Source organism: Flavobacterium sp. FlaQc-48, assembly GCF_044007335.1.
Taxonomy (GTDB): domain Bacteria; phylum Bacteroidota; class Bacteroidia; order Flavobacteriales; family Flavobacteriaceae; genus Flavobacterium.
In genome coordinates, this window is the sequence record NZ_JBIPCR010000015.1 from 1 (window position 1) to 12,663 (window position 12,663).

The 12,663-nt window shown below is 34.6% G+C and carries 15 protein-coding genes and 2 tRNA genes; 6 read left to right on the forward strand and 11 right to left on the reverse strand.

Translation table 11 applies throughout. The annotated features are described in order from the left end of the window. The coding region (locus ACHRWY_RS20185; protein ID WP_395357078.1) for a hypothetical protein at nt 1–318 on the forward strand (318 nt) is incomplete at its 5' end. A gap of 159 nt (nt 319–477) precedes the next feature. Here the strand turns inward: ACHRWY_RS20185 and ACHRWY_RS20190 are convergent. From ACHRWY_RS20190 to idi, 7 genes are all read right to left on the reverse strand, one after another. Further along, a tRNA-Thr gene (locus ACHRWY_RS20190) sits at nt 478–551 on the reverse strand. Between the two features lie 105 nt (nt 552–656). Then, nucleotides 657–730: transfer RNA gene (locus ACHRWY_RS20195), tRNA-Thr, on the reverse strand. 78 nt (nt 731–808) lie between these two features. Continuing rightward, nucleotides 809–1,075: a hypothetical protein gene (locus tag ACHRWY_RS20200; RefSeq protein WP_026982865.1), complete on the reverse strand. Its 267-nt coding sequence runs from the start codon at nt 1,073–1,075 to the stop codon at nt 809–811. A gap of 57 nt (nt 1,076–1,132) precedes the next feature. Next, on the reverse strand, nt 1,133–2,101 hold the full coding sequence (locus ACHRWY_RS20205; RefSeq protein WP_395357080.1) for a type I phosphomannose isomerase catalytic subunit: 969 nt from the start codon (nt 2,099–2,101) through the stop codon (nt 1,133–1,135). 63 nt (nt 2,102–2,164) lie between these two features. Beyond that, entirely contained in the window at nt 2,165–2,623 is a 459-nt protein-coding gene (locus ACHRWY_RS20210) for a peroxiredoxin (protein WP_395357081.1), read from the reverse strand. Between the two features lie 4 nt (nt 2,624–2,627). Then, nucleotides 2,628–3,038, reverse strand: coding sequence for a 6-carboxytetrahydropterin synthase (locus tag ACHRWY_RS20215; protein WP_395357083.1), 411 nt, complete (start codon nt 3,036–3,038; stop codon nt 2,628–2,630). Nucleotides 3,039–3,059: 21 nt separating this feature from the next. Continuing rightward, nucleotides 3,060–3,587, reverse strand: a complete 528-nt coding sequence (gene idi / locus ACHRWY_RS20220; RefSeq protein WP_395357085.1) for an isopentenyl-diphosphate Delta-isomerase — start codon at nt 3,585–3,587, stop codon at nt 3,060–3,062. A 293-nt stretch (nt 3,588–3,880) separates the two neighbouring features. On the opposite strand from idi, the gene msrB reads away from it, so the two are divergent. From msrB to ACHRWY_RS20240, 4 genes are all read left to right on the forward strand, one after another. Further along, nucleotides 3,881–4,435: a peptide-methionine (R)-S-oxide reductase MsrB gene (gene msrB / locus ACHRWY_RS20225; RefSeq protein WP_395357086.1), complete on the forward strand. Its 555-nt coding sequence runs from the start codon at nt 3,881–3,883 to the stop codon at nt 4,433–4,435. 8 nt (nt 4,436–4,443) lie between these two features. Beyond that, entirely contained in the window at nt 4,444–5,061 is a 618-nt protein-coding gene (msrA, locus tag ACHRWY_RS20230) for a peptide-methionine (S)-S-oxide reductase MsrA (RefSeq protein ID WP_395357088.1), read from the forward strand. Nucleotides 5,062–5,230: 169 nt separating this feature from the next. Further along, nucleotides 5,231–6,637 (forward strand): aminopeptidase P N-terminal domain-containing protein, encoded by a 1,407-nt coding sequence (locus ACHRWY_RS20235; protein ID WP_395357089.1) that lies wholly within the window; start codon nt 5,231–5,233, stop codon nt 6,635–6,637. A 225-nt stretch (nt 6,638–6,862) separates the two neighbouring features. Further along, nucleotides 6,863–7,822, forward strand: coding sequence for a quinone oxidoreductase family protein (locus tag ACHRWY_RS20240; protein WP_395357090.1), 960 nt, complete (start codon nt 6,863–6,865; stop codon nt 7,820–7,822). A gap of 164 nt (nt 7,823–7,986) precedes the next feature. Here ACHRWY_RS20240 and ACHRWY_RS20245 read toward each other — a convergent pair whose 3' ends face one another. The 3 genes from ACHRWY_RS20245 to ACHRWY_RS20255 all read right to left on the reverse strand — a co-directional run bounded on the left by ACHRWY_RS20245 (nt 7,987) and on the right by ACHRWY_RS20255 (nt 11,477). After that, nucleotides 7,987–9,078, reverse strand: a complete 1,092-nt coding sequence (locus ACHRWY_RS20245; protein WP_395357091.1) for a hypothetical protein — start codon at nt 9,076–9,078, stop codon at nt 7,987–7,989. 37 nt (nt 9,079–9,115) lie between these two features. Then, nucleotides 9,116–9,811, reverse strand: coding sequence for an SMI1/KNR4 family protein (locus tag ACHRWY_RS20250; protein ID WP_395357092.1), 696 nt, complete (start codon nt 9,809–9,811; stop codon nt 9,116–9,118). 106 nt (nt 9,812–9,917) lie between these two features. Further along, the gene (locus ACHRWY_RS20255) at nt 9,918–11,477 is read right to left on the reverse strand and encodes an NAD(P)/FAD-dependent oxidoreductase (protein WP_395357094.1); all 1,560 of its coding nucleotides are present in this window, start codon (nt 11,475–11,477) and stop codon (nt 9,918–9,920) included. Nucleotides 11,478–11,916: 439 nt separating this feature from the next. On the opposite strand from ACHRWY_RS20255, the gene ACHRWY_RS20260 reads away from it, so the two are divergent. Then, nucleotides 11,917–12,156 carry a hypothetical protein gene (locus ACHRWY_RS20260; RefSeq protein WP_395357096.1) on the forward strand — a complete coding sequence of 80 codons (240 nt, stop codon included), beginning with the start codon at nt 11,917–11,919 and terminating at the stop codon, nt 12,154–12,156. Nucleotides 12,157–12,240: 84 nt separating this feature from the next. Here the strand turns inward: ACHRWY_RS20260 and ACHRWY_RS20265 are convergent, their stop codons facing one another. Next, nucleotides 12,241–12,663: a hypothetical protein gene (locus ACHRWY_RS20265; protein WP_395357097.1), complete on the reverse strand. Its 423-nt coding sequence runs from the start codon at nt 12,661–12,663 to the stop codon at nt 12,241–12,243.

Here is a 12,663-nt window from a genome sequence, read left to right on the forward strand (position 1 = left end):
GCCGGGGTTCGGCACAAAAGATTGAAACGAATAGCGGGATTAGCTCCTGAATCAAACCCCAAAAAAACCAACCCTGCCCTGCCACACCAAAAGGAACATATATATAGGTATACGCATAAAACAAAAAATGCCAGGTTACAAACCCAGCAGATCACACATACAACATTACCCAACCACAATCCTCAATTCAACCCATCAACCATCCTTCACTACCCAAAAACCCTCACACAATATCAAAACCAATTGTTCTTTATCAAGCACTCATCATCACAACATTTAAAACCAAACCAAGAAACAAAATTTCTACTTTCACAATGACTAGTGCATACATTTAAACCTCATCATTTCATAGATTTTCGTATCAACCTCAAAAAGTACTTCTTTATCTTATTCCCAACTTTTACAACCCCTGAACCTTTACCTTCATGAATTTTGCGCAAAAAAAAACCATCACTAAAAAGTGATGGTTTTACGTTGAGCCGGCGGAGGGACTCGAACCCACGACCTGCTGATTACAAATCAGCTGCTCTAGCCAACTGAGCTACGCTGGCGACTCATTACGGGTGCAAATATAAAATGGATTTTTGTATTTTCCAAAATAAATTTACTGCTTATTTTAATAAAAAACCACCACTAAAAGTGATGGTTTTATGTTGAGCCGGCGGAGGGACTCGAACCCACGACCTGCTGATTACAAATCAGCTGCTCTAGCCAACTGAGCTACGCTGGCGACTCATTACGGGTGCAAATATAAAGCGGTTTTTCGTTTTACCAAAATAAATTTGCACTTTTTTATACTTTTTTTCGCTTACAATTCGTTGATTTTAGCAATCAATTGATTAGCAGTTTCTTCCAATTCAACATTGATTTGTTTGAAGTGTGCTTTTTTGTTTTCAACGTTCTTAGCATTCACTTTTGTAATCAAAGTATCAAATGCAGCAATAGCCTGATCGATCAAAGCATTCGTTTCCGGAGTAGGATTTCCTGTTGTAGACATTTCAAACAAGTAAATTGCCTCAATAATATCTCCTAATACGAAGTTGATGTCTTTCTTTAAATTTTTAACGTTTGCCATTTTTATTTTTATTTTAATTTGCGACTGCAAAAGTACACATAATCTTTTTATTAACTGCTATGAAATGTAAATTTCTAAAATAGAAGCTTTTCCATTCAAAATAAATGCATTTATGCCAGCAGGAACCAAAATTGTATCTCCTTTTATATAGGTTTGTCTGAATCCTTCAAATGCAATTTCAAAACTTCCATCAATACACATATAAACAGTAAAAGTCTCTCCCGTTTTAGAAACTTCAAGTTCATTTTCTAAGGGAATAAAATTGGTTGTAAAATAAGGGCAGTCTACAACTGTGTTTGATGTATTGGTTTTCTTCTCGTATTTCTTTTGTGTCTCTACCTTATTGTAATTGATTGCATCAAGCGCTAAATCTACATGAAGTTCTCTTGTATTTCCTTGCGCATCTTTACGATCAAAATCATATAAACGATACGTGATATCGGATGTTTGCTGAATTTCGGCAACTACTAATCCTGCACCAATGGCATGAACTGTTCCGGTTTCTAAAAAGAAAACGTCACCGGCTTTTGCTTTTACATCATCTAAAATAGAAACCAGGGTTTTATCATTTAAGTGCTTCAAATATTCTTCTTTACTTGAATTTTCTTTAAAACCCACAATAATTCTGGCATCTGCATCGGCCTGCATTACATACCACATTTCAGTTTTTCCAAAAGAGTTATGACGCTCCTTTGCCAGTTTATCATTTGGATGTACCTGAATCGAAAGATCTTCACGTGCATCTAAATATTTAAAAAGTAACGGAAATTGTTTTCCAAAACGCTTGTAAACTGCTGTTCCTAAAATTTCGTTTGGAGTTTCATCAATAAGCTCCATTAATGATTTTCCTTTCAAAACTCCATTCGACACAACACTAACATCACCTTCAACGGTAGATAATTCCCAGCTTTCACCGGTAATTTCAGAAGTGATTGGTTTATTCAGAATCGTCTTTAGCTTTTCTCCACCCCAGATTCTGTCTTTTAAAATAGGTTCGAATTGTAAAGGATATACTTTTGGGTTCATAAATGTTTTTTTTAGGCTAATATTTTTATTGATTTAATAGCTCTTTGATACTATTTTCTATTTCTATAATACTAATTCTTTGATCGTTTTTAATGCTTTGGGAATGTGTTTTGCAGCATTCATACTATCAAAAATCAAAATAACGACACCATTTCTATCAATAACATACGTTACTCTTCCCGGCAAAAGACCAAACAAATTATCACGGACACCAAAAAGGTGTCGCAGTTTCTTATCCTGATCAGATAACAAGATAAAAGGCAATTGATGCTTATTGGCAAATTTATGATGCGATTTTACACTATCGCTGCTTATACCAATAACCTCAGCACCTAAATCTTTAAAGTCTTCATACTGATCTCTAAAACTACAAGCTTCTGTAGTACAACCAGGCGTATTATCTTTTGGGTAAAAATAAATCACAAGTGGCTTTCTTCCCAAAAAACTTTGGCTTTCAAAAACTTCACCATGACTATCTTTTGCAGAAAAATTCGGAACTATATCTCCTATTTTTAATGACATGTTTTTATTCTCCTTTATAGGTTACAAAATTGCGATCCGTTTCATTCAACACAATTTCTAAGTCAAAATCGGGTTGAATTCTTTTTTTAATTTTATTCCATATCACAACCGCAATATTTTCAGCAGTTGGATTCAAATCCTGAAATTCCGGAACATCCAGATTCAGGTTTTTGTGATCAAACGGTATTTCTACTTCTTCCCGTATAATATCCGCTAATACTTTCACATCTAAAACAAAACCAGTTTCCGGGTCAATTTTTCCTGTAACACTTACTGTTAAACCATAATTATGACCATGAAAATTGGGATTATTACATTTTCCAAAAACAGCATCGTTTTTTTCAAATGTCCAGTCTTTTCTGTGCAATCGATGTGCAGCATTAAAATGTGCTTTTCTTGATATGGTTACTTTCATTACGGGTTGGTTCGTTTTGGGTTAAAGCTTATGATCTTCTAAATAATGATCAAATTCGTCAAAAATTATTTTAAACCATACAGTATATATTTCCGGATGTTTCTGAATATCTGTTTTCACATCTTCAATCTTCATCCATTTCCAGTCTTCAACTTCTTCAGTATTTATTGCCGGATCATCGTTATAATATCCAATCATAACATGATCGAGTTCATGCTCTGTTAAACCGTTATCAAAAGGTGCATTATAGATAAAATGAAAGAGTTCTTTCAATTCAGCTCTAAAACCCATTTCTTCAAACAATCTTCTGCTTCCGGCTTCAACATTTGTTTCTCCTTCACGTTGATGACTACAACATGTATTAGTCCAGAGTAAAGGCGAATGGTATTTTTGATGAGCACGTTGCTGCAGCATAATTTCATTTTTATCATTTAAAATAAAAACCGAAAAAGCGCGGTGCAAAACCGCTTTTTCATGTGCTTCTAATTTTGGCATCAGGCCAATTTGCTCATCATTTTGGTTTACTAATATTACGTTTTCTTCTATCATAAGGCTTATTGATCAAACAAAAATACGAAAAAAGAAATGGCTTGAAAATCTCAGACGAGATTGTGAAAAGTTTAACGAGCCTGTCATTTTACAAAAAACTGACTTACAGCAAAATACAAACTATTTAAATCAAAAAAACCTTTAAAAACAAGCCTTAAAAACTAAAACCATTTGTTTTACGTAAATAACATAAGTTAAAACATACTTAAAAAAATCTGAATTGTGGAGTATACGACATTTCAAGGCGAAATCTAGTCGTATCTTTGAAACACAGAAATAAAGCACTCCTAAAAATGAAAACAAAAACCCAAATTTTCAGCCTTTGCTTTTTAATTCCGCTTTTTATTTTACAAGCCTGCGGACAAAATGCAAAAAAACAAAATACCAAAACTGTCGTTATGGAAAACAAAATAAGCAAACCCGGAAATCCTTATTATTCGAATACCGATACCACCAAACTCAATGTAAGTAATGCCGAATGGAAAAAAGTATTACCTGAAGATGTCTATGATGTAATGCGAAACGCTGATACTGAAAGACCTTTTACCGGAAAATACTGGAATACTGATGAAAAGGGAACTTATTACTGTGCTTCATGCGGAAATAAACTTTTCCGCTCTGGCGCTAAATTTGCCAGCAGTTGTGGATGGCCAAGCTTTTTTGAACAGGATAATAAAAAAAGTGTGATTTACAAAAATGATAACTCTCTTGGAATGGAAAGAACTGAAGCGCTATGCGGTCGTTGCGGAGGGCATTTGGGCCATTTATTTGACGATGGTCCGGAACCAACCGGAAAACGCTATTGTATGAATTCGATTGCACTTGATTTTGTTCCTGACTCTAAATAAATACTGACATGAAAAATATATTTCTGGTTGCCCTTTTTGCATTATCCTTAAACGGATTCGCGCAAAATACAAAAACAAAAAGTACTTCAAATTTAGAAACTATTACACTTGGTGGCGGTTGCTACTGGTGCGTTGAAGCTGTTTACGAAAATCTGGAAGGAGTAAAATCTGTACTTTCGGGTTTCTCCGGAGGAAAAGTGGCTAATCCAACTTATGAAGAAGTTTGTACCGGAACAACAGGCCATGCCGAAGTGGTTCAGATTACTTATGACAAAAACGTGACGGATCTTAATGAAATCTTCAAAGTTTTCTTTACCGTTCATGATCCTACAACATTAAATCGTCAGGGTGCTGATGTTGGAACACAATACCGTTCTGTAATTTTTTACAAAAATGCCGAGCAAAAAAATGCTGCCGAAAGCATTATTACAGAATTAAACAAAGCAAAAGTGTACAACAGTCCGATTGTGACAAAAGTAGAACCTTTTAAAGCTTTTTATAAAGCTGAAGATTATCATCAAAATTATTATGCAAACAATAAAAACCAGCCTTATTGCAAAATGGTAATCCAGCCGAAAATTGAAAAATTTGAAAAAGTTTTTAAAGACAAACTAAAAAAGAAATAAAAGCCCTTTATATGGGTTAATCATTGCCGTCCATGAAAATGGACGGCTTTTTTGTGTTTTTTTTGGCCACGAATTGTACAAATTTGTACAATTCGTGGCAAATCATTTTATAAAAATAAATTCATATTTTTTTGTAATTTGCACCAATAAACGAATCAAAACCCACAAAATGAAGCAATTATTTTCATTCTTTGCCTTATTCATTACTATTTTACAAGTTCATTCGCAGGAGAATTTACCTCAGGACTATCTCTCCAAAGAATTTCATAAAAGCCGCAGAGAAGCTTTTAGAAATCTTATGCCCGCAAACTCTGTGGCTGTCATTTTTTCTTATCCTGAAAGAGTTTTCTCAAAAGACATCAATTACAATTATCATCAAAATCCAGATTTGTATTATTTATCAGGTTATAAGGAACCTGATGCCATTTTATTCATTTTTAAAGAATCACAAGAAACTGAAAAATATAATGAAGTTCTTTTTGTGAGAGAAAGAAATGCCAGTAAAGAAACCTGGACCGGGAGACGTTTAGGAATTGAAGGCGCAAAAGCTAAATTAGGTTTTACAACTATTTATAACGGAAAAGACTTTAGGGACTTTGTTATCGATTTTAAAAAATTCGACAAAATAATTTATGACAAAATCCCTACTGACATTGGCAACGATAAAACCGGATTTGATCTCTATGGATTACTGGAAACCTTTAAGACTAAATCTGGAATTACAAAAGAATATGAAACCTCATCAACAGAACTGTTTACCAACATTACAGACGCATTACGGGAAATAAAAACTCCTGAGGAAATGGAATTAATGCGCAAAACAGTCAAACTTTCCTGCATTGCCCACAACGAAGTCATGAAAGCCATTGGACCAGACATGAGCGAAAACGAAGCTGACGGAATTCATGCTTATGTTCACAGACATTATGGTGCCGAAGGCGAAGGTTATCCGCCTATTGTAGGTGCAGGAGCAAACGGATGTATTTTGCACTATGGAGCTAACAACAGTACAAAAATTGACAATCAATTATTATTAATGGATGTAGGTTCTGAGTATCATGGTTATTCTGCCGATGTCACGAGAACAATTCCGGCAAACGGAAAATTTACCGAAGAGCAAAAGGCAATTTACCAATTGGTTTATGAAGCCCAGGAAGAAGTTTTTAAAATTTGCAAACCGGGAACTTCAATTCAGGATTTAACTCAAAAATCAAAAGAAGTCATTGCTGCCGGATTAATTAAACTCGGCATTATTACAGATCCAAAAGATGTTAGAATTTACTATCCGCATGGCTGCTCTCATTTTCTTGGTTTAGACGTTCATGATAAAGGAAATTATATGGGCACCCTGAAAGAAAATATGGTTCTGACTGTAGAGCCTGGAATTTACATTCCGGCAAACAGTAAATGTGACAAAAAATGGTGGAATATTGGCGTTCGTATTGAAGATGATATTGCCATCACAAAAGATTCATATGAAAATCTATCCGCAGAATCTCCCAGAAAATGGCAGGATATCGAAAAACTGGCGACTCAGAAAAGTACTTTCAACGAAATGAAATTTCCTAAGATCTAATAGCGGATTTTTTTTAAAACACATAGAAACATAGATTTTTTTACAAACTAAAAAGAATATAAAAAAGAAACTCATTTCTCTCACATAGTCAACGATGCGTATCCAACCAAATGAAATGCCTTTTTTATGCATCTGCAAAGCTATGTTCCTATGTGTTAAAACTACGCAACACTTACATTAAAAACTGATTTTTCACGTACTTTGCATTCCTAATTTAATTTTAAAATGAAAGCACTTACCTTCTCTTCTTTCGGGAACTCTGATGTTTTAGAATATATTGAAGTTCCGAATCCTAAATTAAAAACAGATGAGATTTTAGTCGAGATGAAAGCTATAGGACTAAATTACGCCGATGTCTACAGACGAAAAGGAAACTATCACTTAAAAGGAACCCCTCCTTTTATAGCAGGTTATGAAGGCGCAGGAATTGTAGTTAACACAAACAATCATCCCGAATATAAAATTGGGGACCGTGTGGCTTTTGCCGATGTTCCTTTTGCAAACGCAGAACTAGTTGCCGTGAACATAAACCATGTTTTGCCGCTGCCCGAAGCTATTTCTTTTGAAACCGCTGCTTCTATTTTACTACAGGGTTTAACAGCACATTATCTGGCAACCGACAGTCATAAAACTGCCAAAGGCGAAACGGTTTTAATTCATGCTGTTGCCGGAGGAGTGGGTCAGTTTCTGACTCAGATCAGCAAATCATTAGGTGCAAATGTCATCGGTTTGACCTCATCTCCTGACAAGGCCAAAGTGGCCATCGAACAAGGCGCTGATCATGTTTTTCTATACAATGAAGATTGGAAATCGGATATTTTCAAAGTGATTCCAAATGGTGTTGATGTCGTTTATGATAGTATTGGAAGCACTTTGACGGATAGCTTCGAAGTTACCAAAGAATGCGGTCAGGTTGTTTTCTTTGGGATGGCGGGCGGCGATCCTGAACCTGTAGATCCGAGGATGCTAATGGATACTTCTAAAACTTTAACCGGCGGGGATTTATGGAGTTATTTAAACTCTAAAAAAGAACGAATCAAAAGGGCCAATCAATTATTTACCTGGATAATCGAAGGAAAAATTACACTTTCAGAACCAACTTCTTTCAAATTATCAGAAGGTAAATTAGCACATGATTATCTGGAAAGCCGAAAAAGTACCGGGAAAATAATTTTAATTCCGTAAATAATCATGTGAGTGCACCTTTCTTCTAAACTTTTCTACCCATTCTGTCATCCTGACCACAGGAAAGATCACATTAGAAACTCCGCAATCAAAATCACCAATCTTGTTGAATGCCGTGTATGATTTCTCGTCCCTCAAAATGACAGGATTGCAATTAATCCAGCCTACAACTTATTAACCTCAATCTTTGTCAATTCAGACAATTCTATAATTCTGCCTACCTCTCTTTTATTCGCCACAAAAAACAAATAATTATCGCCGTGCGTATCATAAGTCATTAACTCCAAATCATGTTTTTCTAACGCTGATTGAATATAAGGAAACAAATCATGACTATAAGTTTCTTCCGGATAATCGAAATTAAGGCCTTCGCCTATCATTTCTGAAATGAAATATTCTGCATCTTCAGGGTCGAATTTCCAGTCGCTGTTCCAGGCATCAATACTTTCGAAGAAATCCCATTGTCCCTGAACAATTTCGTGATATTCTTTATGTCCTTTTTTAAAATTCTTCAAAAGTTTCTTTGATTGCTTCTGAACTAATTTTTCATCTACATCTCCTCTTGAAACCAATTTTATAAACTCTTCAAAAGTTTCCTGTGTAACCTCAACCTCTTCAGGCAATAAATTTTCCTGTGAAGGAAGCTCAACACTTTCCGGTAATTCGATATTCAGATATTGACAAATTCCCTGTAAAATCCTTTCAAACTCTTTGAAACCTAATTTCTGAGCGTCATTTTTTGGCTCGTTTATATCAATAGATTCTGCATCTAATATTCCTTTTGTATAATCAAGGAAATAACTATTATTATAAAGCATTTTAAAATCGTTTGTTTCCAAACTATTCGTACAACAAAAGAAGACGACAAAATTATGCAGGATATGCTTCAGATACTTTTTGGCTTCCGGGGTTGGCTCTGTATAAAATTGAATATGAATATAATCGAATTCCAGCCCCTCTTCTATCTGTTCTTCAGAAATAGGTCCTATATTAATCTTTTTATAGATTTCGTTTAAAACTTCGTAGGCATTTTTAAAACCTGCCTTCTTAATTTCATTTTGTGCTTCTTCATAATCAAATGAACCCGGAAATGAATATAAATTCACTGAAACCGTATCGTGAATTCCCTTCATTTTAAATTCAATTTTATTTTCCTCATTATACAGATGCGTATAAATAGCATCCATAACATCAAAAGATACGATTGATTTTGGGTCGTTGTTTCTGCCAAATAAATCAGAAAAGATGTTTGTCATTTTAGATAGTATAATTTTTTACATCTAAAATAAGCATTTATTCCTCTGAATACTCAAAACTAGTATCCATTTTGTCGAAAGGAATAATTTCATTAATCAATTTATTTTTTTCAATATCAGTCAATAATCCTCTTGCATCCTCACTATAATTAGAAGATGAAATTTCATAATCAATAATTTCACGACTGAGTATGTCTTTCAGAATCTCTTGCTGTTGATCTGTTAAGTATTTTTTATGAGTTTTAAACATGTTATGAAGATTAACTATAAGTTCTTCATCGTCAGCACCTTCATTATCAAAACATGCCATATTTGTCAAAAACATTTTAAAAATAAAATCTTGTAAGTTTTTTGCTAAATATTCTGACTCGCTGCTATCATGTGAAAGAAAAACTATTGGTATTTCTCCATTATTTATTTCATTTAAGAAGAAACAATAATGATCACCTCCATAACTTTTTGCAAAAGGAATAAAATTAAATTCTTCCTTAATCTGACGATAATTTTCAGGATCTCTAAGTCTTTCGATTTCTTTGTCTACAGATTTCAAATTCAACGGTTCGAAATCGTAAGAATGCAAAAGTAAAGGCGGGTTCTCTTTTAATGTTGGATAAACTTCGGCATACCATTTTGGCCCATATTCTCCAACGTTAAGCATCCCGTCAGCGTCTAATTGCTTGTATAAAAGCGGAAATTGAAACTTGTATTTTATTTCGATATCTTGTAGTGTCATCTTTTAAAATTTTGAAATAGTACCATAACTTAAACCAAAAATATAGTATTACTTTTACTAAAAAAAAATAAATATAGTATTATTTTTACCGAAAAAAAACGGTTCACTATCTCAGCGTTTCTGCAATCATCAAAGCGCATTTTTCGCCATCAATTGCAGCCGATATAATGCCACCTGCATAACCCGCTCCTTCTCCGCACGGGTATAAACCTTTTATCTGCAGATGCTCGTAAGTTATTGGATCCCTTGGAATACGAACCGGAGACGATGTTCTGCTTTCCGGTGCGTGTAAAATGGCTTCGTTAGTTAAATAACCACGCATTGATTTTCCAAACTCTTTAAACCCCTCACGCAAAATCTGCGATAGGAAACCAGGGAAAACCTGTCCCATTTCTACTGAGGTTGTTCCCGGAACATACGATGTTTTAGGAATATCCGATGAAACTTTATTTTGTGTAAAATCAACCATTCGCTGTGCCGGAACTTTTTGGGTTTCTCCAGCTAAATGCCATGCTTTTTGTTCGATACTTTTTTGAAATTCCATTCCGGCCAAAGCACCAAATTTTGCAAAAGGCCTGAAATCTTCCAATTTTAATTCGATTACAATTCCGGAATTTGCCGTAACCTGATCGCGTTTAGATGGCGACCAGCCGTTTGTAACTACTTCGCCCGGACTTGTCGCGCAAGGCGCAATTACACCTCCCGGACACATACAGAACGAGTACATTCCGCGTCCGTTAACTTGTTTGACTATAGAATATGGCGCCGGCGGTAAATGTTCCCCACGATAATCGCAACTATATTGAATACTGTCAATTAATTGCTGAGAATGCTCTGCCCTTACTCCTAAAGCAAAAGGTTTGGCTTCTATAAAAATTTTCTTCTTATCTAATAGTTCAAAAATATCCCTCGCCGAATGTCCAGTTGCCAGGATTAGTTTATTAGCCAGAATAGTGTCTCCGTTTTGAGTAACAATCCCTTCAACTTCATTATTCTTTACCAGAATATCCGTAACCCGGGTATCAAATAAAACCTGACCACCAAACTCAATGATTTTTTTTCGGATGTCTTCAATAATTTTTGGTAATTTATTAGTTCCAATATGCGGATGTGCTTCTACCAAAATATCTTCAGAAGCTCCAAAAGCCACCAGAAGTTCTAATATTCTCGTAACATCGCCACGTTTTTTGGAACGTGTGTATAGTTTTCCGTCAGAATAGGTTCCTGCACCGCCTTCTCCAAAACAATAATTAGAATCTTCGTTAACGATATGTTCCACATTGATTGCTTTTAAATCACGGCGACGTCCGCGAACATCTTTTCCACGTTCGATTACAATTGGCTTTAAGCCTAATTCAATTAATTGCAAAGCTGCAAAAAGACCTGCCGGACCCGCCCCAACCACAATCACTTCCTGAGCCGAAGAAACATCCTTATAGACAGGCAGCTCTATTTTAGTTTCCTGAAAGGATTCTCCCTGTAAGTATATGAGAACTTTCAAATTGATTTTTATCGCTTTTTGACGTGCATCAATAGATCTTTTTAAAATCGAAACATGCTGAATTTCCTTAGGAGAAACCTTTATCTGTTTTGACAAATAGTCTTTAAGCAGCAATTCATTTGCAGCTATTTCTGGTGTTACCTGAAGTAAAAGTTCTCTTGGCATTATATTTTATTTATTCAATTAGCTTTTCTATTTATGAAAAGAACATGCAAAAATAGCATTTTGAAATGATTTTATGCCTTTACTATAAAATTTGCATGCAGATATAAACAGATTTTATATTTCACAAAAAAAACTTTAAGAACTCCTGTTTTGCCAGGTTAATTTTAAAGTTGACTTTATTCAACCGCAAAGCGCAACGTTTTTGTCTCTTATAGTGGATACATAAAGTAAAGTTCACAAAGCTTTATTTTTTAATTTCGCCAAGTCGCAGGGTCGTAAAGAAATAAAAACCTTTGTGTCTTCGCGAATTTGCGTGCGTATTAAACACAAGCTTAAAAAAACTTTGCGCCCTTTGCAGTTAATTCTACAGTAACTTTATTAATCTTCATAAAAAAGACTTTGTACCTTTGCAATTCTCAAACCTTTGCACCTTAAAATAATGTCTAGAAAAATAAAACTGATTTGGGATTTTCGTGGTCCGGCTTCTGCAAAAACAGCAGAACATCATGAGATCCATTTAAAAGAATATATAACAATAGAAAAACTTCCGCTAAATATTACAGGCTTTAAAGTTATCAATGATATGCACGCTATCGCTTTTATGGTTGTCACCGATGAAAATATGATTTCTGTAAGAGATGCTTTGAAACCACATCGTGGGGAAGTATTTGAAGGATAAAATTTCAATAAAAAAAAATCCAAGTTCCAGGCTATACATGCAATTGGAATTTGGATTTTTTTTTATTCAGCTTTTCAAGTCTGTTTATTTCAAGTCAAGTCTGTAATCACTAAATATATACGTATCATTATTTTTTCCGGACAACTTTATACTTTTAAATTCCACAGATTCTTCTCCTTTTACTTCATAATTATAAATATCTACGTCTTTAGTAGTTGCTGCAGCTTCGTAAAATTTCCCCGCTTCAGTCCACCATCTTCCTTTTTCTGTAAAAGTTTCAACTTCACAATTTTCTTTTGTGGTAAACATGATCACATAACTTCCGTCTTCAAATCGTTGTTGTATCCAGTGTTTTTCAATGCCCTCTATTTGTCCATCTTTTTCAAAACCTTTCCAAATACCAACTAATTTAGGATCTTGTTGCTTTTTATCAATTGAAAAACTAACAATTAAAACAGAAAACAATACTAAAATTGACGCTTTAAATAATGATGACACTTTTTTCAT

Bases quoted from the DNA above. Each gene is read 5' to 3' on its own strand.
- ACHRWY_RS20200 (WP_026982865.1), bottom strand. From the start codon at position 1,075: ATGGCAAACGTTAAAAATTTAAAGAAAGACATCAACTTCGTATTAGGA.
- ACHRWY_RS20205 (WP_395357080.1), bottom strand. From the start codon at position 2,101: ATGAACCCAAAAGTATATCCTTTACAATTCGAACCTATTTTAAAAGAC.
- ACHRWY_RS20210 (WP_395357081.1), bottom strand. From the start codon at position 2,623: ATGTCATTAAAAATAGGAGATATAGTTCCGAATTTTTCTGCAAAAGAT.
- ACHRWY_RS20215 (WP_395357083.1), bottom strand. From the start codon at position 3,038: ATGAAAGTAACCATATCAAGAAAAGCACATTTTAATGCTGCACATCGA.
- idi (WP_395357085.1), bottom strand. From the start codon at position 3,587: ATGATAGAAGAAAACGTAATATTAGTAAACCAAAATGATGAGCAAATT.
- msrB (WP_395357086.1), top strand. From the start codon at position 3,881: ATGAAAACAAAAACCCAAATTTTCAGCCTTTGCTTTTTAATTCCGCTT.
- msrA (WP_395357088.1), top strand. From the start codon at position 4,444: ATGAAAAATATATTTCTGGTTGCCCTTTTTGCATTATCCTTAAACGGA.
- ACHRWY_RS20235 (WP_395357089.1), top strand. From the start codon at position 5,231: ATGAAGCAATTATTTTCATTCTTTGCCTTATTCATTACTATTTTACAA.
- ACHRWY_RS20240 (WP_395357090.1), top strand. From the start codon at position 6,863: ATGAAAGCACTTACCTTCTCTTCTTTCGGGAACTCTGATGTTTTAGAA.
- ACHRWY_RS20245 (WP_395357091.1), bottom strand. From the start codon at position 9,078: ATGACAAACATCTTTTCTGATTTATTTGGCAGAAACAACGACCCAAAA.
- ACHRWY_RS20250 (WP_395357092.1), bottom strand. From the start codon at position 9,811: ATGACACTACAAGATATCGAAATAAAATACAAGTTTCAATTTCCGCTT.
- ACHRWY_RS20255 (WP_395357094.1), bottom strand. From the start codon at position 11,477: ATGCCAAGAGAACTTTTACTTCAGGTAACACCAGAAATAGCTGCAAAT.
- ACHRWY_RS20260 (WP_395357096.1), top strand. From the start codon at position 11,917: ATGTCTAGAAAAATAAAACTGATTTGGGATTTTCGTGGTCCGGCTTCT.
- ACHRWY_RS20265 (WP_395357097.1), bottom strand. From the start codon at position 12,663: ATGAAAAAAGTGTCATCATTATTTAAAGCGTCAATTTTAGTATTGTTT.